The 20,901-nt window shown below is 68.8% G+C and carries 18 protein-coding genes and 1 pseudogene; 13 read left to right on the plus strand and 6 right to left on the minus strand.

Translation table 11 applies throughout. The features are described from left to right. The first annotated feature begins 174 nt into the window (after positions 1–174). From GUY60_RS15920 to GUY60_RS15945, 6 genes are all read left to right on the plus strand, one after another. Positions 175–1,347, plus strand: a complete 1,173-nt coding sequence (locus tag GUY60_RS15920) for an ABC transporter substrate-binding protein (RefSeq protein WP_161698265.1) — start codon at positions 175–177, stop codon at positions 1,345–1,347. Between the two features lie 3 nt (positions 1,348–1,350). Then, positions 1,351–2,298: a carbohydrate ABC transporter permease gene (locus tag GUY60_RS15925; protein WP_161698268.1), complete on the plus strand. Its 948-nt coding sequence runs from the start codon at positions 1,351–1,353 to the stop codon at positions 2,296–2,298. Further along, on the plus strand, positions 2,288–3,172 hold the full coding sequence (locus tag GUY60_RS15930) for a carbohydrate ABC transporter permease (protein ID WP_161698270.1): 885 nt from the start codon (positions 2,288–2,290) through the stop codon (positions 3,170–3,172). The genes GUY60_RS15925 and GUY60_RS15930 overlap by 11 nt, the downstream gene beginning before the upstream one ends. A 115-nt stretch (positions 3,173–3,287) precedes the next feature. Beyond that, positions 3,288–4,586: an alpha-L-fucosidase gene (locus GUY60_RS15935; protein WP_223178693.1), complete on the plus strand. Its 1,299-nt coding sequence runs from the start codon at positions 3,288–3,290 to the stop codon at positions 4,584–4,586. Beyond that, positions 4,583–5,584 (plus strand): asparaginase, encoded by a 1,002-nt coding sequence (locus GUY60_RS15940; protein ID WP_161698271.1) that lies wholly within the window; start codon positions 4,583–4,585, stop codon positions 5,582–5,584. Before GUY60_RS15935 ends, GUY60_RS15940 begins: the two co-directional genes overlap by 4 nt. A gap of 20 nt (positions 5,585–5,604) precedes the next feature. Beyond that, positions 5,605–7,149: a M81 family metallopeptidase gene (locus GUY60_RS15945; RefSeq protein WP_161698274.1), complete on the plus strand. Its 1,545-nt coding sequence runs from the start codon at positions 5,605–5,607 to the stop codon at positions 7,147–7,149. 10 nt (positions 7,150–7,159) lie between these two features. Here GUY60_RS15945 and GUY60_RS15950 read toward each other — a convergent pair whose 3' ends face one another. Then, on the minus strand, positions 7,160–7,804 hold the full coding sequence (locus GUY60_RS15950; protein WP_312866320.1) for a TetR/AcrR family transcriptional regulator: 645 nt from the start codon (positions 7,802–7,804) through the stop codon (positions 7,160–7,162). A 326-nt stretch (positions 7,805–8,130) separates the two neighbouring features. Here GUY60_RS15950 and GUY60_RS15955 point away from each other — a divergent pair, with 326 nt between their 5' ends. Next, positions 8,131–9,453 (plus strand): YncE family protein, encoded by a 1,323-nt coding sequence (locus GUY60_RS15955; RefSeq protein WP_223178694.1) that lies wholly within the window; start codon positions 8,131–8,133, stop codon positions 9,451–9,453. 70 nt (positions 9,454–9,523) lie between these two features. On the opposite strand, the gene GUY60_RS15960 is transcribed toward GUY60_RS15955, so the two are convergent. Further along, positions 9,524–10,603 (minus strand): peptidoglycan-binding domain-containing protein, encoded by a 1,080-nt coding sequence (locus GUY60_RS15960; protein WP_161698279.1) that lies wholly within the window; start codon positions 10,601–10,603, stop codon positions 9,524–9,526. 319 nt (positions 10,604–10,922) lie between these two features. Between GUY60_RS15960 and GUY60_RS15965 the strand changes: the two genes are divergently transcribed. Continuing rightward, positions 10,923–11,951, plus strand: a complete 1,029-nt coding sequence (locus GUY60_RS15965; protein WP_161698282.1) for a WD40 repeat domain-containing protein — start codon at positions 10,923–10,925, stop codon at positions 11,949–11,951. 102 nt (positions 11,952–12,053) lie between these two features. Here GUY60_RS15965 and GUY60_RS15970 read toward each other — a convergent pair whose 3' ends face one another. After that, positions 12,054–12,686, minus strand: coding sequence for a carbohydrate ABC transporter permease (locus GUY60_RS15970; RefSeq protein WP_223178695.1), 633 nt, complete (start codon positions 12,684–12,686; stop codon positions 12,054–12,056). A 61-nt stretch (positions 12,687–12,747) separates the two neighbouring features. Between GUY60_RS15970 and GUY60_RS15975 the strand changes: the two genes are divergently transcribed. From GUY60_RS15975 to GUY60_RS15990, 4 genes are all read left to right on the plus strand, one after another. Then, positions 12,748–14,169 (plus strand): FAD-dependent oxidoreductase, encoded by a 1,422-nt coding sequence (locus GUY60_RS15975; RefSeq protein WP_246235077.1) that lies wholly within the window; start codon positions 12,748–12,750, stop codon positions 14,167–14,169. Positions 14,170–14,273: 104 nt separating this feature from the next. After that, positions 14,274–15,326 carry a LuxR C-terminal-related transcriptional regulator gene (locus tag GUY60_RS39000; RefSeq protein ID WP_161698285.1) on the plus strand — a complete coding sequence of 351 codons (1,053 nt, stop codon included), beginning with the start codon at positions 14,274–14,276 and terminating at the stop codon, positions 15,324–15,326. An 803-nt stretch (positions 15,327–16,129) separates the two neighbouring features. Next, the gene (locus tag GUY60_RS15985) at positions 16,130–16,912 is read left to right on the plus strand and encodes a hypothetical protein (RefSeq protein WP_161698286.1); all 783 of its coding nucleotides are present in this window, start codon (positions 16,130–16,132) and stop codon (positions 16,910–16,912) included. A 53-nt stretch (positions 16,913–16,965) separates the two neighbouring features. Further along, complete coding sequence (locus GUY60_RS15990) at positions 16,966–17,226, plus strand: STAS domain-containing protein (protein ID WP_161698289.1); 261 nt, start codon at positions 16,966–16,968, stop codon at positions 17,224–17,226. 15 nt (positions 17,227–17,241) lie between these two features. On the opposite strand, the pseudogene istB reads toward GUY60_RS15990, so the two are convergent. From istB to GUY60_RS39940, 3 genes and pseudogenes are all read right to left on the minus strand, one after another. Continuing rightward, positions 17,242–18,033, minus strand: a pseudogene (gene istB, locus GUY60_RS15995) (IS21-like element helper ATPase IstB). Between the two features lie 121 nt (positions 18,034–18,154). After that, positions 18,155–18,640, minus strand: a complete 486-nt coding sequence (locus tag GUY60_RS39935; RefSeq protein WP_376771241.1) for a hypothetical protein — start codon at positions 18,638–18,640, stop codon at positions 18,155–18,157. Between the two features lie 394 nt (positions 18,641–19,034). Next, positions 19,035–19,325 carry a hypothetical protein gene (locus GUY60_RS39940; RefSeq protein WP_376771242.1) on the minus strand — a complete coding sequence of 97 codons (291 nt, stop codon included), beginning with the start codon at positions 19,323–19,325 and terminating at the stop codon, positions 19,035–19,037. Between the two features lie 813 nt (positions 19,326–20,138). On the opposite strand from GUY60_RS39940, the gene GUY60_RS16005 reads away from it, so the two are divergent. Beyond that, positions 20,139–20,816 carry a DUF4232 domain-containing protein gene (locus GUY60_RS16005; RefSeq protein WP_161698292.1) on the plus strand — a complete coding sequence of 226 codons (678 nt, stop codon included), beginning with the start codon at positions 20,139–20,141 and terminating at the stop codon, positions 20,814–20,816. Positions 20,817–20,901 lie beyond the last annotated feature (85 nt).

The raw sequence follows: 20,901 nt of genomic DNA on the forward strand, positions 1-20,901 counted from the left end.
GCCCCAATCCTTCCCCGCCCACCGCACGGTGGTGAACTAGGAGGTCAGCGCATGCGTTTGCGTGCCGCGCAACGGGTCAGCATCACCACTGCGAGCGCCATCGTCGTACTCGCCGGATGTGGTGGAGGTTCCTCCGGTGACGGCTCGGGAGGCAGTCAGAGCTCCGATGGCTCGGTGACCTTGACCTGGCAGATGTGGGCCAGCGGCGCCGAGGAGGAGAAGCAGCTCAAGCACCTGGCGGCGCTCGTCACCGAGAAGCACCCCGACATCAAGGTCGACCTCAACACCGCACCGTTCAAGGACTACTTCACCAAACTGCAGACCCAGGCCGCGGGCGGCGACCAGCCCTGCATCGTGAGCATGCAGAGCCTGCGCCTGCCCGGCTTCGCGGAGCTCATGGAGCCCCTGGACGAGCATGTGAAGAAGGGCGGTGTCGATGGATTCGAACCGGCCGCGGTGGAGGCACTGCGGTACGACGGCAAGACCTATGCCCTGCCGATGGACCTCGCCGCGATGGTCGTCTACTACAACAAGGACGCGTTCGCGAAGGCCGGCGTCAAGGAACCGGGCGAGGGCTGGAAGGTCGCGGACTTCGAACGGGCCGCCAAGTCCCTCACCCGGAACGGCAAGAAGGGCTTCGGCCTCTCCTTCTCCGACCTGCACTCGCTGACCATGGCCCTCACCTACAACGGCGCCCGCCCGGTCACCGACGACGGCAAGCCGCAGCTCGACGACCCGAAGATGGTGGCGGCGTACGACTGGTACGCGGGCCTCGCCACCAAGTCCAAGTCGGCCAGCGTACCCGCGAGTTCGGGTGACGGCGGCTGGGCCGAGACGCAGTACGTGAACGGCAACACGGCGATGGCGGTCGACGGCACCTGGAACCTCGGCTCGCACATCGGCGAGGCCAAGTTCAAGGTCGGGGTCGCCCCGATTCCCGCGGGCCCGGACGGCTCCAGGACGTATGTCGCCAACTCCGGCTTCGGCATGTCCAAGTCCTGCGGCTACAAGGACGAGGCGGCCAAGGCCCTGGCCGTCCTGACCGGCCCGGAGGCACAGACGTACCTCGCCGAGCAGGGCCGCGTCTTCCCGGCCCGCTCCGACGCGCAGCCCGCGTACGAGAAGTTCCTCACCGACCAGAACGCCGACAACCCCGACAGCAAGGAGACCGTCGAGCTCGGCATGAAGGCCGTCAAGGACGGCCTTGCCGGTGGTGAACCCTTCGTCGGCACCGAGGACTGGGACGAGGTCAACACCCTCTTCAGCCAGTACCTGTTGGAGGCCTACACCGGCTCCAAGAGCGCCAAGGAATCCCTGAAGACCATTCAGCAGAAGTCGGCCGGCTGACCCATGGCCCTGAGTGAACTGACGCGTACTGCCAAGACCGCGCCGCCGGTGAAGCAGCAGCCCGCCGGCGGCCGCGGCCCGCGCGCCCGCGAACGGTGGTACGCCTACGGGTTCCTGTCACCGGGCATCATCGGCCTCACCGTCTTCACCCTCTTCCCCGTGGGCATGGCCGTGGTGATGAGCCTCCACGACTGGCCCATCTTCGGCGAGCGTTCCTTCCTCGGCTTCGACAACTTCCGTCATCTGCTCGCCGAGGACCCCACGTTCCTGGTGTCGGTCCGCAACACCTTCGTGTTCACGGCGCTGTTCCTGCCGCTGAACGTGCTCCTGTCGCTCGCCCTGGCGTTCTGGATCGCCAACTGCCGTGGCCGACAGGTGTTCCGCGTCCTCTTCTTCATTCCGACGATCACGCCGATGGTCGTCTCCGCGGTGATCTGGAAGATGCTGTACCAGCCCGACGGCGTCTTCGACCACTACCTCGGCAGCTGGTTCGGCATCGACGCGCCGAACTTCCTCGCCGACCCGGACACCGCCATGTTCGCCGTCGTCGCGATGAGCGTGTGGCAGGGCATCGGCTACAACCTCATCGTGTTCTCCGCGGCCATCGACGCACTGCCGACCTCGGTCCTGGAGGCCGCCGAGATCGACGGAGCCCGCGGCCTGGTGAAGTTCCTGCGCGTCCAACTGCCGCTGATGTCGCCCGCCGTCTTCTTCGTCACCACCATGACCATGATCACGTCGATGCAGGTGTTCACCCAGACGTACATCCTCACCAAGGGCGGCCCCGGCGACTCCACGGTGACGATGGTGCAGAACGTGTACGAGAACGGCTTCATCTCCCGCGACCTCGGCGTCGCCGCGGCCGGTGCCTGGCTACTCTTCGCGGTGATCCTGCTGATCACGGCCGTGCAGTTCGTCGGACAGAAGCGGTGGGTGCACTATGAGCACTGACTCCCGAGCCACGCGCGCCACCACCGCTCGCGCCACCGCCCGCGGCGCCCGCTGGACCCCACGCCGCGTACTGTCCCACGTCCTGCTGGTCCTGGTGACGTTCCTGTTCCTGACCCCGGTCCTGTACGCCGTCGCCACCGCACTCAAACCGGCCGGGGAGACCTTCGCCAACCCGCCGTCCCTCGTGGGCTCCAGCGTGCGCTGGCAGAACTTCGCGGACGTCTTCGACTACCTGCCGTTCCAGCGGTTCATCGTCAACGGCCTCCTGGTCGCCGTCGTCGGCACCCTTGTGGTGCTCGCCGCCTCCTCGCTCGGCGCCTACGCCTTCGCGCGGCTGCGGTGGCGGGGCCGCGACAGTCTCTTCCTGGTCTTCCTCGCGACCCTGATGGTCCCTCAGGAAGTCCTGGTCGTACCGATGTTCATCCTCATGCAGGAACTCGGCTGGGTGAACAGCTTCCAGGCCCTGGTCTTCCCCTGGGCGTTCACCGCGTTCGGCACGTTCCTGCTGCGCCAGTTCTTCCGGCAGATCCCGCACGAACTGCAGGAGGCCGCCACCCTCGACGGCTGCTCACCGCTGCGCACCTTCCGCTCCGTGATGCTGCCCATCGCCAAGCCCGCCCTCGGCGTGCTCGCCGTCTTCACCTTCATCGCGTACTGGAACAGCTTCCTGTGGCCCCTGATCGTCGTGAACGACGTCCACGACCTCGGCACGGTGCCGCTCGGCCTCTCCCTGTTCTTCGGCCAGAACGGGAACCAGTGGCACCTGGTGATGGCCGCCTCCGTGATCTCGCTCGTACCGACACTGCTGCTGCTCATCGCCCTGCAGAAGCACCTCGTGAAAGGCATCGCGGCCACCGGCCTCGCCGGCCGCTGACGCGCTGACCCGTGACCCGCTGTCCCGCTGACCGAAGGAGACTCTCCTGCTGCTCTTCGACCAGCGCACCGGACCCGACCTCGGTGCCCACAGCCCCGTCTATCCGCACTCCGACGTGCCCCGCTGGTACGCCGACGCCAAGATCGGTGTCTTCATCCACTGGGGCGTCTACTCGGTGCCCGCCTGGGGCACACCCCGCGAACCGGGCCAACACACGCCCATCGAGCGGGAGTTCATCAACCACCCGTACGCCGAGTGGTACGCCAACACCGTACGCATCCCCGGATCGCCCACCCGCGACTTCCACGAACGCACCTACGGCGTGGGCACCTCCTACGAGGACCTCGCCGACCGGTGGACCGCCGACCGGTTCGACCCCGACGCGTGGATGTCCCTGTTCGCCGCGTGCGGGGCGCGCTATGTCGTACCCACCGCCAAGCACCACGACGGCTTCTGCCTGTGGGACTCGGCCACCACCCCGTTCACCGCCGCCCGCCGCGGACCGCGCCGCGACCTCCTCGCCGACCTGAGCGGGGCGGCCCGACGCCACGGACTCCGCCTCGGCCTGTACTACTCGGGTGCGCTCGACTGGCACGTCGGCGGCTTCCCGCCGATCCGCTCGCTCACCGACCTGTTCGAACTACGGCGCAACGACCGGGAGTTCGCGGACTTCACGCACGACCAGCTCACCGAACTCGTCGACCGGTTCCGCCCCGACTACCTGTGGAACGACATCGACTGGCCCGACAGCGGCAAGGGCCGCGGCGACAAGGACCTCGCCGCCCTGTTCGCCCGCTACCTCGACCAGGTGCCCGACGGCCTCGTCAACGACCGCTGGGGCGTGCCCTACTTCGGCGTACCCACCCGCGAGTACGTCAGCGAGCGGCGCACCACCGACCGGGTGTGGGAGGCCTGCCGCGGCCTCGGCCAGTCCTTCGGGCACAACACCGCCGAGGACGACCGGCACCTCATCACCGGCTCCGACCTGATCCACCTGCTCGTCGACACCGTGGCCAAGAACGGCAACCTGCTGATCAACGTCGGCCCCCGCGCGGACGGCTCCCTGCCCGGGAACCAGGTCGCACGGCTGCGGTCACTCGGGGACTGGCTGACCGTCAACTCGCCCGCGATCCACGGCAGTCGGCCCTGGCGACGGCACACCGAACCGGCCGGACACCCCGTGCGCTACACCACCCGCGAGGGCACCCTGTACGTGACCGATCTGGACCCGGCGCGCGGGGCGCTCGTACCGTCCGCCGATGTGGCAGCGCTCGCGGCCGGGCGTACGGCGTGCTGGCTGGCACCGGGCGGACCGCGACCGGCGAAGCCCGAACCGGACGGCACCGTCCCGGTGCCCGAGGAGCTGCGCGGCACGGGAGCGGCCGTGCTCGCCGTCGAAGGAGCCGCCGCATGACCGGGCCGAGCGTACGCACCGTGCCCGTCGAGCTGGCCCGGGTGGTGCGCGGCGGCTTCGTGGAGAGCCGCCACTACGGGCACGTCGTGGTCGTCGCACCCGACGGCACCGTCAGGGAGGCCTGGGGCGACCCGGACGTACTCATGCTGCCCCGCTCCAGCCTCATGCCCTTCCAGGCCCTCGCCGCACTGACCGCCGGGGCCGCACTGTCCGGAACGGACCTCGCCGTCGCCTGCGGCAGCCACACGGGGGAGCCCTTCCACGTCGAGGCGGTCGACGCGATCCTGCGCGGCTGCGGACTGACCCGCACCGCGCTCCGCAACGTGCCGGGCATGCCCGAGGACACCGAGGCCCGCGATGCCCTGGTCCGTGCCGGACGGGGCCCGGAGCGGGTCGTCATGAACTGCTCCGGCAAACACGCCGCGATGCTCGCCGCCTGCGTCCACCAAGGCTGGGACACCGCCACCTACCTCGACCCGGACCACCCGGTGCAACGGCAGGTGTACGACACCTTGTCCCGCCTCTCCGGAGCGAAGGCCGGCCGCGTCGTCGTCGACGGCTGCGGTGCGCCCTGCCCCGCCGTGCCCCTCGCCGGCCTGGCGCGCGCCGGGGCGGCCCTAGCCACCGCGGGCCCCGGCACTCCCGAGCGGGCGGTGGCGGAGGCGATGCGCGCGCACCCCGAGTACATCGGCGGCACCGGCCACCTCAACACCCGCTTCGCGCAACTGATCCCCGGATCGCTCGCCAAGGGCGGTGCGGAGGGCGTGTTCCTCGCCGCGCTCGACGACGGCACGACCGTCGCCGTCAAGGCGGTCGACGGCAGCCCGCGCGCCACCACCGCAGTCGCCGTCGCCGCCCTGCGCGCGGCCGGGCAACCACTGCCGCCGCTGCCCGCACTCGAAGACGTACCCGTGGAGGGCGGCGGACGCAGGGTCGGCGCGGTACAGATCGTGATCGGCACGCCGGAAGGGGGCGCCGCGACCCCGGCCCACGTCTGAGGCACCTTCCCGGAGGACCCATGCCAGCACCCCGCCCCGCACTCCACTCCGTACCCCACTCCGCGTCTCGCCCCGTGATAGCCGTCGCCGGTCTCGGCATCGAGTCGTCGACGTTCTCCCCGGCCCGCACCAGCGCCCCGGCCTTCCACCCGCGCCGTGGTCCGGAGGTCCTGGCGCGCTACCCGTTCCTCGCACCGGGGGAGCCGTTGCGCGAGCGTGCCGAGTGGCGCGGCGCCCTCGTGGGCAAGGCCCTGCCCGGCGGTACGGTCACGGCCGAGGCGTACGCGGAACTCTCCGCCGAACTCCTCGACCGACTCCGTGAGTTGGGACCGGTCGACGGCCTCTGGTACGACATCCACGGCGCGATGACCGTAGCGGGAACGGACGACGCGGAGTCTCAACTCCTCAGCCGTATACGGGAGATCGTCGGCCCCGACACCATCGTCTCGACCTCGATGGACCTGCACGGCAACGTCTCCCGCGCCCTCGCCCACCAGAGCGACCTGATCACCTGCTACCGCATGGCCCCGCACGAGGACGCCATGGAAACCAAGGAGCGCGCCGCCCGCAACCTCGTCGACCACCTGGCCGGCAACGCGCCCCGCCCCCTGAAGGCGTGGATCCCGGTGCCGGTCCTCCTCGCGGGGGAGCAGACCTCGACCCGTATCGAACCCGCGAAGAGCGTGTACGCGGCCGTGGCGGAGGTCGAATCGGCGGCGGGTGTGACGGACGCGGCGATCTGGGTCGGCTACGCCTGGGCGGACGAGCCGCGCAACCGGGCGGCCGTCGTGGTCACCGGCTCCGACGAGGCGGCGGTGACCACGGGTGCGGAGCGCCTTGCCCGCGGCTTCTGGGACGCGCGGCACGACTTCGCGTTCGTCGCCCCCACCGGCACGCTCGACGCCTGCCTCGACGAAGCCCTCGCGTCCACCGCACGCCCGTACTTCATCAGCGACACCGGCGACAACCCCACGGCGGGCGGCGCGGGCGACGTCACCTGGAGTCTCGAACTCCTGCTGTCCCGCCCGGAGTTCAAGGACGCGACGGGTCCTACGGTCATCTACGCCTCGCTCCCCGGACCCGGCGCGGTCGACGAGGCGGTGGCCGCGGGCGTCGGTGCCACGGTCACGGTCACGGCGGGCGCGGAGGTCGACGACCGGCACGCGGGCCCGCTCACCCTGACCGGCGTCGTGCACGCGATCCGGCACGGCGACCCGGACGCGGAGACGGAGGTCGTGCTGCGGGTGGGCGGCGTACACGTGATCCTGACGCGCCTGCGGAAGCCGTACCACCACGAACACGACTTCACCGACCTGGAGTTGGCGCCACGCGAGGCCGAGCTCGTCATCGTCAAGATCGGCTACCTGGAACCGGAACTCTTCGCCATGGCCGACGGCTGGAAGATGGCGCTGACCCCGGGCGGCGTGGACCAGAACCTGGTCCGCCTGGGCCACCACCGCATCCGCCGCCCCCTGTTCCCCTTCGACCGCACCATGCCCACCCCGGACCTGCACGCCCGCCTGATCGCCCCCTCGAACGAACCGCTCACCGGAGCCGACGAGTAGAGCGGGCGGCTCAGTTCGCGACGTGGTAGCGGCTGAGGAGGATCTGCAGGAGCTCGTCGGCGATCTCCTCGAGGGTGGCGTCGACCCAGCCGACGACCCAGTCGTGCATGAGTCCGTTGACGGCGCCGATGTAGGCCGCGGCGGCGATGCGGTAGTTGCCGGGCGGCACTTCACCGCGTGCGACGGCCGCGTCGGCGAGCTGGTCGATGACGTCGATCCAGAGCGCGCGACGGTCGAGGCGCTGGCGGTCCATGCGCGGGCTGACGCCGATGATCTCGACGTACGAGATACGGGCGTGCCGCGCGTCCGCGGCCGCGGCTTCGACATAGGCCCGCACCATGTGCGGCACGCGGTCGGCGAGCGACAGGTCCTCGACATGGGGGAGCGCGTCGAGTACGGCCTGCTGGGCAACATCGTTGACGTACAAGTGCAGTTCGGCCAGTACGTCTTCGAGCGTGTGGAACTCTTCGTAGAACTGGCGGGTGGAGAGCCCGGCGGCCTTGCACAGGTCGACGACCTTGGTGCCGCGGTAGCCGGGCCCGGCGCCGAACAGATCCAGGCCCGCCTGCAGGAAGCGCTGGTGGCGTGCGGCCTGGCGCTCATCCGCCGACCTGCCCTTGTACCAGTTGCCTGGCGATGTGGTTGCGCCTGCCACCGAGTGTCCTTCCGTCCAGGTGTTCCGATTCTTGCGCATGAGGGGTTGTGACGGTCGCCCGCCGTGCCTACCATCCAGTAGCCCAACGTGAAAACGACGATTTTCAAGTGGTGTAGTCGCGTGCGTACCCGTGGCCCACAAGGCCCGTGCGCACGCTGGTCGTGCGCCGGTCGTACGTGCTCGACCGTGCTCAACTGCCGTATTCCGTAAGCCTGGTGGCTGTGCCCGGCACCCGTGCGTTCCCAGGGGGAGAGGTCCCCGTGGGGCGCGAGGTGGCCGAGGGGTGTCGCCCCGTGGCCGAAGCCTCCCGTCTCAGGAGTGAGAACATGCGAGCCAAGCACTCTGTCCGCCGACACCGGTCCCTGCTCGGTGGGGTCGTGGCCGCCGCGACCGTCGCCGGAGCGCTCATCCCCAGCGGCCTTGCCCAGGCCGCCCCGTCGGAGAACACGCGGACCGACGCACGGTCCGGCACACGGAACGACACACGGAACGACACACGGACCGGCGCACGGGACGTCATGCTCGTCGGCAACAACTGGGAAGGTACCGCCGACGTCATCGAGGCCAGCGGCGACTTCGCCAAGATCGGCCGGATGAACCTCATCCCCGACAAGGCCGAGCGGCTCCGCGAGATCTACACCAATCCCATCAAGCTCGCCTTCTTCCTCGGCATCCGCCTGACCGTCGGCGAGGGCCACGACCAGTACACCGACGACCTCTACACCACGCCGGACGGCTCGGCCGTCGTCGTCTCCCGTCCCAGTTTCGCCGACGTTGTCGCCATCGACACGGCCACCGGCAAGCTCAAGTGGCGCTTCCCCGTCTCCGGCTACCGCTCCGACCACATGGCCGTCTCACCCGACGGTTCCCGTGTGGCGGTGTCGGCGTCCACCAGCAACACCGTCCATGTGCTCGACATCAACACCGGAGAGCAGACAGGGTCGTTCAAGACCGGCGACAAGCCGCACGAGAACGTCTTCACCCAGGACGGCAAGATCTGGAACATGGCGATCGGCGAGGTCAACAACGCCCTCGACGCGCCTTGGCTCGACGGCCTGAAGGGCGACCGCAAGATCACCGTCGTCGACGCGGACACGTTCGAGGTCGTCAAGACCATCGACATGCGTGAACGCCTGGACGCCTTCGGCCAGAACGACAGGTCCGACGCGATCCGCCCCGTCGCTTTCACCCCCGACGAGTCCAAGCTGTACTTCCAAGTCTCGTTCTTCAACGGCTTCTTCGAGTACGACGTCGCCGGCGACAAGGTCACCCGGATGAAGACCCTGCCGAAGAACCCCGACACCTCCGACGACCGCACCACCTACGTCAACGACTCCCGCCACCACGGCATGTCGATGAACCCGTCCGGAACCAAACTCTGCATCGCCGGCACCATGGACGAGTACGCCACGATCGTCGACCGCGGCACGCTCAAGGAAGGCCCGCTGGTCCCGGCGGCCAAGCCGTACTGGGCCACGGTCAGCGGCGACGGCAAGGCCTGCGTCATCTCGGAGAGCGCCGCCGACCAGGTCACCGCGATCGACTTCGCCACCGGGCGCAAGATCAAGTCCGTTCCCGTGGGCGACCACCCGCAGCGCGTCCGCGTGGCCCGGCTGCCCGCCGACTGGACTTCCCCCAGCGCCAGTTGAGGACGCGGGACGAGGTGGCCATCGGCGGGGCCACCTCGTCCCTCGGCATCTGGACGGGGCACTTGAGGTCCTACTCGACGCAGACCGAGTCCCCCCAGGTGCGGGCGAAGGAGGCCAACTGGCCGCTGGTCACCCAGACCAGCTCGTTGTGCTTGCTGCTGGAGTCGGCGACCTGGTACTTGCCCGACCTGGCGCTGTAGTCGAGCAGGGCGATCCAGTGCAGGGTGGAGCCGGTGGCGCGGCCGTTCCACCGCGCGCACACCGCGAGGTCGCCGCCGAGCATTGACACACCACCGGCCCGGACCGCCGACAGCGCGGCGTCGAGACCTCCGGTGCGCGCCTGGTCCACGCCGAGCCGCTTGAACCCGGCGACCAGACCGGCCTCGTCACGGATCTGGCCGGTGCCGCGGGTGTTGTCGGTCATGCCGAGGACGGTGCGGCGGGCGTAGTTGATGGCGTCACCGCGGCGCGCGACATCGGTCCACTTGCCGGGCTTGCGGCCCATCCGCAGCTGAAGTGCGACGAAGGCCGCGGGACCGCAGTCGTACGCCCACGTCGAAAGCCCGCTGCCGGACTGCGCCACAAGCACCGCGGGTCCCTTCCGCAGGCCGGTACCCGGCTTCGTCGGCGGGCTGAACATGTAGGTCCAGGTGGTGTAGTCGACGGTGCCGGAAGCGGTGAGCTTCTGCTTGGACTGGTACTTCTCGACGCCGGCAGAAGTGAGCGGGCCGAAGTCGCCGTCGACAGCCATCTCGTAACCGAGCCCGACCAGCAGGCTCTGGACCGCCCGGACGGTGCTGCGGTTGCCCCAGCCGGACTTGGCGGCGACCTTGCCGCTGTCGAGCATCTTCTTCATGGTGAGCGGACCGGCCCAGCCGTCCTTGACCAGTCCACGGGCGCCCTGGAATTTCGCGACCGACTTCTCGGTCAGCGGCCCGTAGTCACCGTCGGCCGAGGTCTTGTACCCGTACGCGGTCAACAGGTACTGCAGCGCGGCGACTTCGGAGCCCATCGCGCCGGGCTTGAGGCCGACCTTGCGCGGGGACGGACCGGACACCGTCTCGCCGAAGGCCTGGGAAGCGGCGACGGCTAAAGCGGTGGCGCCCGCACCGGCGGCGATGGACCGGAGGAGGATACGTCGGGTGGGCATGGGTCGGCCTTTCTCCAGTGGGCAGGGGGTACCGGTACGCGGCAGCGCGTACGGAACAGGAACGGTGCGTCGGGTCGCGCTCGCCTCGCTGGAGTGACCGCTGTGGCGGAGACTCGCGGCGTCGACCTGCCGTCGACCCTAGTGACCCAACCCCCGTTGTGGCGCTACGACTTGGACCGATTCTCGGCGGGTGGGAACTAGGTCTTCGGCCTAGACGTCCCATTCCTGGGGGTCGACACCGAAGCGTCAGATGCGCAGTGAACGTCCAACTCCGTTGTCACGTAAGGGTGTTGGGCTCCATCACCTAGACTTCCCGCCCATGGCAGAACTCTCCCTCGTCCAGACCGCCGAGATACCCTTCGGCCGCCTCGCGGACTTTGACCTCGTCACCACAAGCACGGGTCCCCTGCTGGTCGGCACCCATCCGGAGGGGGCGTGTACCTGGGATCCGCTGCGGGACCAGTGGGCGGTCCACCGCCTCGACAGCCCCCCGTGGCCGCCGGGGCACGGGCCGGACGGCCCTGCGGCGCTGACGGCCCTCGGGGCCCTGGTCGTCGACGGGCGGATCGTCGTTGGCGGAGGCTCGAAGAAGCAGCGGTTCGCCCAGTGGGACCTGGACAGTGGTGAGATCCGCACCTTCGCGGACTACCACTACTTCAACGTGGACACCGTCGGCACGCTGGAACTCCCCGACCGGTCACTGTTCCTCACCTCCCCCGAGAACGAAGCCGTCCACGTGTGGGACGCCGCCGACAGCGGCGACGGGCATCCTGCCGAGGAACACAACGTCAGGTACGACCGCGGCACAGCGCCGGGGGTTCTCGATGGCCGGCCGGTACTGGTGGCCTACGACGGTGACTACGGTTGCAACGGGGTGTGGGATCTCGACGAAGGTCTGCCCTTCGTGAAGTTCGACCACGAGCTGGAAACCGAGGACGGCGAGGAATGGCTGACGTCATTCGCGCTGACGCACGTAGGGGGCCGCCCTCTCGTAGTTGCCGCCGGAGCATTCGGCAGCGTTGTCCCGGTGGACATCAACCGCGGAGAGTGGGGCGAGCCGCTCGCCGGGCACGAACCGTTCGAAGAGGAAACCGACATCATGGTGGCCGTCGGCGCCGGGGACGGCCCTCCGATCGCTGTCACCTGCACCGACCCCTACCCCGGCCCGGGTTCCACCAGCACGCTGCGCGCGTGGGACCTGGAACAGGACCAGGCACTCGGCAGTCCGGTCGCCGCGCACGAGGGCGGTGCGCTCGGCGTTCAGTTCACCGAACTGGACGGTCGGCCGGTCGCCGTCACGGTGGGGCGCGGTGACGCGTCGGTGCGGGTGTGGGCAGTCGACCGTTGACCGCTGCCCACCCGCCCGTCAAGGCGGCCCGGACCAGACGGGCTGCAGTCCCGGGGGTGCTGCCCGTCTGATCCGCGACGGGCGCGGGCTCCTCGATCCGGCTCACTTGCCGATGCCGTCGGCAAGCCCCTTGACGATGTAGCGCCGGCCGAAGAGGAACAGGAGCACCACCGGGACGGCGGCGATGGCCATGCCGGCGAACACGACGGGGAAGTCCGTGCCGTGCTTGCTCATCAGGCTGGTCAGCCCGACAGGCAGGGTCTGTACGTCGCTGCCGTTGGTGAACACCATCGCGAACAGGTACTCGTTCCATGCGAACAGCACATGCAGCAGCACCGTCGACGTGAGGATCGGCCTGCACATCGGCAGGATGATCCGCCAGAACGCGGTCCAGCGGCCGGCCCCGTCGATCTGCGCCGCCTCGTCCACCTCGCGCGGCAGGTCGATCATGTAGGCGCGGATCAGGAACGTGGTGAAGGGGATCCGGAACGCGGTGTAGAGGATGAGCAGCGCCCAGAAGCTGTTGTACAGGCCGATCGACTGGAACATCCGGACCAGCGGTACGAGGGCCACGGTCGGGGTGAGCATCAGGCCGCCGAGTATGACGGCTGTGAGCACCTTGTTGAGGGGGATGTTCACCCGTGTCAGGCCGTACGCCGCCCATGCGCTGATGAACACGGTCGCGACGGTCGATGTCACCGTGACCAGGACGCTGGTCGTGAGGTAGTCGCTCACACCCCGGTTCCACGCGTCCCGGTAGTGCTCGAAGCTGAAACCGGAGGGCCGCTTCGGGCACTTGGTGCTGCGGGAGATCCGCGAGCAGGTCGGCCCCGGCTTCGTCGTCGGCCTGCGGGTCCCCGGCGACGAGGGGGTGAGCGGCGGACTCGGGGCGTCCGAGTGCCTCGACATCGCCACGGCGATGGCCGGGACCGGCATGGTCGACTTCCTGTCCGTGATCTACGGGTCCGGGCACACGGACCGTGAACTGGCCGATGTCATACCGGTGTTCGGCCGGCCGCTCGGCGCGCACGTCCCGGTGGCGGCGGCGATCCGTCACCAGGTCGACGTGCCGGTCTTCCACGCGGGCCGGATCGCGGATCTGCCCACAGCCCGGCACGTACTCGCCGAAGGGCATGCCGACATGGTCGGGATGACGCGGGTGCACATCGCCGACCCGCACATCGTCGCCAAGCTGATGTCCGGGCGGGAGGACCGCATCCGGCCCTGTGTGGGCGCCACGTACTGCGCCTCCCGGGTCGAGACGTTCTGCCTGCACAACCCCGCGACAGGACGCGAGGCGGTGATCCCGCAACTGGTCGCACCCGGCGCCACCCCCCGGCGCATCGTGGTGGTGGGCGGCGGCCCCGGCGGCCTCGAAGCCGCCCGGGTGTGTGCCGAACGCGGCCACGACGTCACGCTGTTGGAGGCGGCGAGCCGGCTCGGCGGCCAGGTGCTGCTCGCCGCCAGGACCACACGCCATGCCGAGAAGGAAGGCATCGTGCACTGGCTGGCCGAGGAGGTCCGGCGCCTGGGTGTGACGGTCCGGCTCGGCTGCTTCGCCGAACCCGACGACGTGCTGGCCCTGCACCCCGATGTCGTCGTGGTGGCGACGGGCGGCCTGCCGAACACAGAGGTCCTGGACTCCGGCGAAGAACTCGTCGTCCCCACCTGGGACGTGCTGAGCGAACAACCCAAGCCGGGGCGCCGCGTCCTGATCTTCGACGACCACGGCGGCGAGCAGGCCCTGACCGCCGCCGAGCGCCTGGCCGGCGCCGGGGCGCGGGTGGAGCTCGCCACCCCGGACCGGATGGCGGGGGCCGACGTCACCGGCACCCTCTACCCGGACTACCTCCGGGCCCTCTACTCCGCGGGCGTGACCCTGACGCCCGACCACGTGCTGCGGTCGGTCCGGCGGGCGAACGGTGCGCTGGTCGCCACGCTCGCCAACGCGTACTCGGACGAGCTCGTCGAGCGAACGGTCGACCAGGTCGTCGTCGAACACGGCACCCTGCCCGTCGACGACCTGTACCAGGAGCTGCGGCCGGGCTCCCGCAACAGAGGTGTGACCGACCCGGCGGCGCTGGTCGCGGGCCGCCCGCAGCAACCTTCGACGGACGAGAAGGGCACGTACGCGCTGTTCCGGATCGGCGACGCGGTGGCCCACCGCAATGTGCATGCGGCGATCCTCGACGCCCGTCGGCTGTGCATGGGGCTGTGAGGGGTGGCCCGGGGCAGAAGGGCCATGACCCGCACACGTCACCGCCGTTCGGGATATCGTCGATGCCTCACTGTGGCCGCGAAACCAGTCACCGGAGGATCGCCTTGGGCACGGTACTGCCAGAGACGGTCAGGGGCGCGTTACGCCTGGCCGACCGCCAGTTGCGGCTCCTCGCCCCCGACGACGTCAACGAGATGTGTGCCGTGGTCCGTCGCGCGGCGACCGCCATCGCGCCGGTCGAGACGTTCTACGTGGGCCTGTACCAGGGCGACAACACGCTGGTACTGCCGTACATCTTCAGTGCCGGTGAACATCTCAGCGCCGACACGTCCCGGTTCGGCAGGGGCGGGATGTCGCACTGGATCAGGGCGAACGCCAAGCCGTACCGGTACGCGTACGACGACGGCCGCCGTTGCCACGCCGGTGCGCCCATGGGGGACGGCGTACTCAGCCGTGACGTGGTCGCGGTGCCGATGTTCGGGCCCGACGAGGCCACAGTCATCGGCATGGTCAACACGCAGTCGCCCCGCCCCGACGTCTTCGACGACACCTTCGTGATCGCGCTGGAGTGGCTGGCCCAGGCACTCGCGCTCTCCCTCGACGACGGTGCCCGATCGTCCACGCGGGAACGGTTGTACCGGGACTTCCCCGAACTCGACCGCAACCGGCTCGACTTCCCGATCGACATGCTGCACACCGCGACCGACTGCCTGGACGAGGTGGCGCGGTCGGTGGACACCCTGCGGTCACGCGCGGCACTCCTCGAAGTGGCCGAACTGCGGCAGGAGTTGGGCCGGATCAAGGACCAGTGCCGGCTCGTCGGCACCGAACTCGCGATGATGGCGCTGAAGACGCCGCCGTCGCACGACCGTGAGTACCCGGAGACGCTGACGACACGGGAACGGGAGATCGCCGACCTGATCGCCCGCGAGTCGATGACCAACGCCATGATCGGCCGACGGCTCTACATCTCGGAGAAGACCGTCAAGGCACACGTCAGCAACATCCTGCGCAAACTGGGGATCCGGCAGCGCTCCGAACTGGTGTGGTTCCTGGGCGAGAAGGCCACCGACCATCACCACCGGCACGGTGCGGATACCTCCAACTCACCTACTGCTCCACGGATTTCGCGCGGTACGCGGCCTCAGCCGTCCTGACTCGAGGTTTGGCCATTCCGTTCGACCGCGGAGTGACTGCTAGATACAAGGGCCGCCCTTCGTGGGGCGTGTGCCTGCCTTCCCTGTCCGAGCCGCGGCTCGCCGGCGCGGTCGTGGACGAGCGGCACGCCGTGTTCGGCTACCGACGACTCCTTGTGTGTGACGGCTCCGCGGTGCCCGCGAATGGTTGTGGAGGTCTGAACGGGAGTCGTTTCGCGGTGTGTTGGGGAGTCGCTATGGGCGTCTCTGCATGATCAATCGCGACGAGTTCTGATGTCACTCGCTGTCGATCTCTGCGCCTGCGGAGGACGGAGCTCTTGACCTTCACGGCCCTCGGCCCGGCTTGCATCCGGTCCAGCCCCAGTGGATGCACGTCACGCTCCTGCACATGGGCCCCCAGGACAGCGCGAGCCCGCACGAGATCGATCAGCTCGTCGCTGAGGTCGCCAAGAGCGCGGCGGACGCCGTCGCCTTCGACCTGACGCTGTCGCGCCCCACTGTTGAAGGCGGAAGCTATCAAGCAGTTGCCGCTGGGGCCAGATGGGTTCACGCCTTCTCCGGAGTTTTATCCGTCGAATTCATTCGACGGATCCCGCGTCGAATGAATTCGACACTCCGATACGCGCCGACCCTCTTGACATGTTCTTGCAGAGCCTTGACCTTGGGGGCGCTCCCACTGTTGCCCTGTCCTCATCCTTGGAGCCGCCATCCTGATCCCCCAACGGCTCAGTAGGACAGCACTCCTTTTCACCTCCGGGTAGTTTCGGAAATCCACTCCCCAAACCTCGGAGAAGCAATCAACCATGCACAGATCCTCTCTGCGCGGAGCGGCCGGTACGCGGCTGCGCGCTCTCGTCATCGCGCTGATCTCGGCCACGATCGCCGCGATCATCCCGTTCCAGGCCCAGGCATCCGACCGGCGTGACGAACCGGGCAGGCAGGGCTACGAAAGGCTCATCAAGGACGGCTCGGACTTCCGCAAGAAGTACGACAAGGAAACTCCGGAAAAGTCACGTGCGTATATCGAGCGCACGAAAGAAGGGGTCCTTTCCGGGAAGATCGCCGTGCATCTTCCCGAGGGAGCCGGAATCGACGAGGCCGGCGCCACCGTGCGTGTGTCGCGCTCGACCGGCGTCCGCATCGTGTACCTCCCGTACGCGGGCACCGCGGCCGTCCCCAGCGTGCTCGCCACCGTCTACGACCGTTCCGGTCGTGTCACGCAGACCATTGAGCACGTCTACCAGACCCAACGCGACGGCTCCGTCCGGGTGCGGGTCTGGATCGACGGGAAGGCCACGCTCGACAAGACGGCGTCGCCGACCGGCGAGGTGAGCGGCACGCCCAAGGACGCCTCGACGGCCGCGGAGTCCGTGGCGCCCACCCAGCCGCACGAGCTGGCCGCCTCCACCTACTGGGAGCGTTTCAAGGCCTGCATGATCCGGCAGGGGTACACGATGGCGACCATCGCCGCGCTCGGCGCCACGTGTTCCGCCTGCGCCACGGGCCCGATCGCGTGCATCCCGTGTGTGGTCGCCCTCGGCATCACCGATTTCGCCGTGTTCTACTGCGCCTACAACGCTTCGTAGGCGTCAGCGGTTCTGTTTCTGCCACTCGGCCTGCGCCTCCGCAAGGTTCAGAGATGGGTTCTGACACCACCGCCCTGCTGCGCGAGGCAATCGTGCAGGTGGCGTCACGCCCCGACGATCACCGTCGGGGCGTGACGCTGGACCTGTCCGCCCTCACCTACTGCGACAACGCCGGCCTGTTCACCCTGCTGGGCATCTGTCAGGCCCTGGACGCGATCGGCATCAGGGTTGCCATCCCCTGGACCGGGGTCATCGCTGACGCGGCCATCGAGCGGGCGGTTCTGCAGGACCGGCTCCCACTGCACTCGGCCTGACCGGCACCAAGCTGCTCAGCCGGCCTTGTTCTGTTCGCCCTGGGCCTTGGTGTGGGCGAGGCGGTAGGAGTCGGTGCCGGTCTCGATGATGGCGCCGTTGAAGGTGAGCCGGTCCACGATGGCCGCGCAGAGCCGGGGATCGGTGAAGGTTTTCGTCCACCCCGAGAACGACTCGTTCGAGGCGATCGCGACGCTGTTCTTCTCCTCGCGTTCGGTGAGCACCTGGAACAGCAACTCCGCCCCGCGGCGGTCAAGTTCCATGTAGCCCAGCTCATCAATACATTAAAGATCGACGCGTCCGTAGCGGGCGATGGTCTTGGACAGCTGCTTTTCATCGGCGGCCTCGACCAGCTCGTTGACGAGCTTGGTTGCCAGCATGTAGCGGACCCGGAAACCGTGCAGCGCGGCCTCGGTGCCCAGCGCGATCAGCAGGTGGGACTTGCCGGTGCCGGAGTCCCCGATCAGGCAGAGCGGCTCGCTCTTCCTGACCCACTCACAGGTCGCCAAGGTGTTGACGGTGGCCGGGTCGACGTTCGGATTGGCCTCGAAGTCGAAGGCCCGCAACGACTTCTCCCGCGGGAACGCGGCCGCCTTGATGCGGCGCTCGGAACGGCGCCGGGCCCGATCGTCGCACTCGGTCATCAGCAGCTTCGCCAGAAAAGCCCGATAAGACATCTGGTCTCGGGCCGCGGCATCGGCCAGGTCACCGAACTGCTGGCGGATGGAGGGCAGCCGCAGCATCCGGCATGCCTGGTCGATCGAGGCGGCGGCTTCTTCGGTCAGTCCGCGCTTGCGTGGGCTCGTGATCCTTCTTTCTCGTTTCCGGCCCTGCGGCCGCGGCGGTTCAACAGCTGGTCGTACTGGGCCACCGACGGCAGTGGCCGGTTGTCCGGCGGCAAATGGGACAGCCTCCAGTCGGCCAGGGACGTCACCATCGCCGCGGGCCCCTCCGCCTGGCCTGCGCCAGAGGCCGGGGCGGGCAGTTCCCCGGTATCGCCCTCGGCGGCCTTGCGGGCCTCCAGCGCGACCGCGTCCGCGGTGAGCGGCCCGCCCTGATCGCGGCGGCCAGGCCCGCGACGACGTGTTCGTGTTCCATGTGCCTCGCAAGAAGCAGGACTTCGATCAGGGCCCGGGTGACGGCCGCGTCCCCGTGGGCTGCGCAGGCAGCTGCCCACCACCGGTCATGGACCGGGGTGAACCGGCCCGCGGAGCGGGCCTGTTCCAGCGGCGTCGAGCCCGGAAAGGCGCCGGGCTTGCGCAATAGCGCCTCCAGGTAGTGATCGAGCACAAGCCGGGAGCCGCCCCGGCCGCTGAGCCGCTCGTGGCGGGCGACCTCGGTGCGGCTGTCGTAGACGACCAGGCCGTTGGCGTGCAGCAGGACCCGCAGTTGTCGGCCGATGAAGCGGACCGGCACCGAGTAGGCGTTGGACCACCCGGGCCCGTCCCAGCCCCAGCACCCGCTCGACGGCGGCCCGCAGGTTGTCGTAGCGGATCTTCCCGCGCGGGATGCCGCCCAGCCGCCGAAAGGCGTGTTCGTGGCCTTCGAGGAAGGCTTCTTGCCCGCAGGAGGCGAATACCCTGTGCACCGCCTTGCCGGAGTAGGACAGCCGCAGCGAGAACAGGTAAACCCTGGTCGGCACTCCGGCGAGCACGATGTGCACGTCCCCGAAGTCGACTTCCGCTTCGACCCCGGGCAGGTGTCTCTGGGGGATGAACATCGCCTCCGGGCCGACCCCGGCCTTGCGGCGGATCTCTTTACGCCGTTCTTTCACGTAGAGCCGGACCATGCAGTACGAGATGTCGCGGGCCTAGTGCCCTTCGATCAGCCGGTCGAAGATCCGCTGGGCGGTGTGCCGCTGCTTGGGCGGCGCATCCAGATCTGCCTTCAGCATCGAGTCGATCAGTGTCTTGTAGGGATCGAGCCGCGTTTCCTTTTGGCGCGGCTTCTTCCGCGGCTCCGGCCATTTCCCGTCCAGGGCCCGTCGCACCGTCCGCCATGTGACGTTGTGGACCTGCTGCAACGACCGCATCGACATGCCCAGCAGATGATCCTTGCGGATCGCCGAGTACAGCTCGACCTTCGACTGCGAGTTACCCATCAGGCCCCCAGCGGCAGCAGCACACCTCACAGTCCCACCGCAAGCCCTCGACTGACGTCAAAACAAACCGACATCGCAATGTCGGTCAGAACGCGACACCCGCACTCATCGCGAAACGACTCCCCAACTGATGTTCATGGCCACGCGAACGCGAGCACCAACCCGAGCATGCCCATCGCCGCACTCGCCGAGCGAGCCATGTCGACGGTCCCGGAAGCGGCCGCCGGGCGACGGACGGGGCGACGGAAGGGGTGACGGCGGACCTCGACCCGGCAGGGAACAGTCAACTGCTGCGCCGACGGGACTCAGAGCACTGGAGGTTGTGACACCGCCCGGGGCGCCATCGGTAGAGCACCGTGCCGTTCTCGGCGTGCAGCGTCTCGGCATGGTCCGCGTCCACCGGGGCATTGCACCTGTGGCACTTCATGTCCCTGGGCTTGGTCGACATCGGCTCGGTGGTGGTCTCCATAGGGATGTCCCATCTCATGTGAATTGCTTGGCTGTTGCTACCGCGTGGCTGTCGACGCGATTCCGCCCATCTGCTCCGGATCAGGCGCGGATATGTAGGAGCAAACCAGGCATGCCGCCCCCTCGGAATACCGGCCTACAGCCCACCCCGTGAACGTGTTGAAAGTTCCGGCGCGGCCTGGCACATCGAGCGGCCGCCGCGCCCGAGGAACTGGACGTGCCGAAGCCGCAGCACTCCACCCCCGCCTGTGACAGAACGAAGACTCCGCGGAAGAACTCCCGTAACTCGGTGCGGGATACAAATACTTCAGACCACATGCACAGAGCTACACCGGGGGGAACACCATGAAGTACACCCGCATCACCACGTTCGCCGCCATCGGCGTCGCCGCCACCCTCTCGCTCACCGCCTGCGGCGGCGGCTCCGGGACGGACGGGTCCGCCAAGGGCTCCTCGTCCTCCTCGTCCTCGGACGACGGCAACGGCTCGAAGCCGGAGAGCGGTTCGGAATCCAGCGGATCGGAATCCGGCGGCTCGGAGGTCGGAGACACGAAGCCGGGCTCCGGCGACGACGCGGGCGCGGGCGCCGAGAGCGGCGGTACGAAGGCCGGCGGCGAGGTCACGTTCTGCAAGTCGGAGGACCTGGCCATCGACGCCCAGGACGCCGCCCCCGACGCGGACACCGGCCGGATCAACATCACCATGATCAACCGGGGTTCGGCCACCTGCTCGGCGACGGGCTTCGCGGGCGTCGACATCAAGGATGCCGACAACACCTCGAACCCCATCGGGCGCGGGAAGGCCCAGCCGCGCATCACCACCCTGAAGCCCGGCGACGCCGCTGTCTTCAACCTCGCCTACGAGATCGACGGCTCCGGTGAAAGCCTCGCGCACCCGACCGACATCCAGGTGACGCCCCCGAACGAGACCCACACCGTGAGCCTGAAGTGGCCCGCGGGCGCGGGGGAGATCAAGGGCGCCTACACCGATGTCGAGGTCTACCCCACGCACACGGCCGAGTAAGCCCACGCACACGGCCGAGTAAGGAAGTCGCGCGCCCGGCCCGAGGTGCGGCAACAAAAGGGCGGTGGACGGGAGTTGGGGGCCT

The organism is Streptomyces boluensis, from assembly GCF_009908195.1.
GTDB classification, from domain to species: domain Bacteria; phylum Actinomycetota; class Actinomycetes; order Streptomycetales; family Streptomycetaceae; genus Streptomyces; species Streptomyces boluensis.

Bases quoted from the DNA above. Each gene is read 5' to 3' on its own strand.
- GUY60_RS15925 (WP_161698268.1), top strand. From the start codon at position 1,351: ATGGCCCTGAGTGAACTGACGCGTACTGCCAAGACCGCGCCGCCGGTG.
- GUY60_RS15930 (WP_161698270.1), top strand. From the start codon at position 2,288: ATGAGCACTGACTCCCGAGCCACGCGCGCCACCACCGCTCGCGCCACC.
- GUY60_RS15940 (WP_161698271.1), top strand. From the start codon at position 4,583: ATGACCGGGCCGAGCGTACGCACCGTGCCCGTCGAGCTGGCCCGGGTG.
- GUY60_RS15945 (WP_161698274.1), top strand. From the start codon at position 5,605: ATGCCAGCACCCCGCCCCGCACTCCACTCCGTACCCCACTCCGCGTCT.
- GUY60_RS15955 (WP_223178694.1), top strand. From the start codon at position 8,131: ATGCGAGCCAAGCACTCTGTCCGCCGACACCGGTCCCTGCTCGGTGGG.
- GUY60_RS15960 (WP_161698279.1), bottom strand. From the start codon at position 10,603: ATGCCCACCCGACGTATCCTCCTCCGGTCCATCGCCGCCGGTGCGGGC.
- GUY60_RS15965 (WP_161698282.1), top strand. From the start codon at position 10,923: ATGGCAGAACTCTCCCTCGTCCAGACCGCCGAGATACCCTTCGGCCGC.
- GUY60_RS15985 (WP_161698286.1), top strand. From the start codon at position 16,130: ATGCACAGATCCTCTCTGCGCGGAGCGGCCGGTACGCGGCTGCGCGCT.
- GUY60_RS15990 (WP_161698289.1), top strand. From the start codon at position 16,966: ATGGGTTCTGACACCACCGCCCTGCTGCGCGAGGCAATCGTGCAGGTG.
- GUY60_RS39940 (WP_376771242.1), bottom strand. From the start codon at position 19,325: ATGGGTAACTCGCAGTCGAAGGTCGAGCTGTACTCGGCGATCCGCAAG.
- GUY60_RS16005 (WP_161698292.1), top strand. From the start codon at position 20,139: ATGAAGTACACCCGCATCACCACGTTCGCCGCCATCGGCGTCGCCGCC.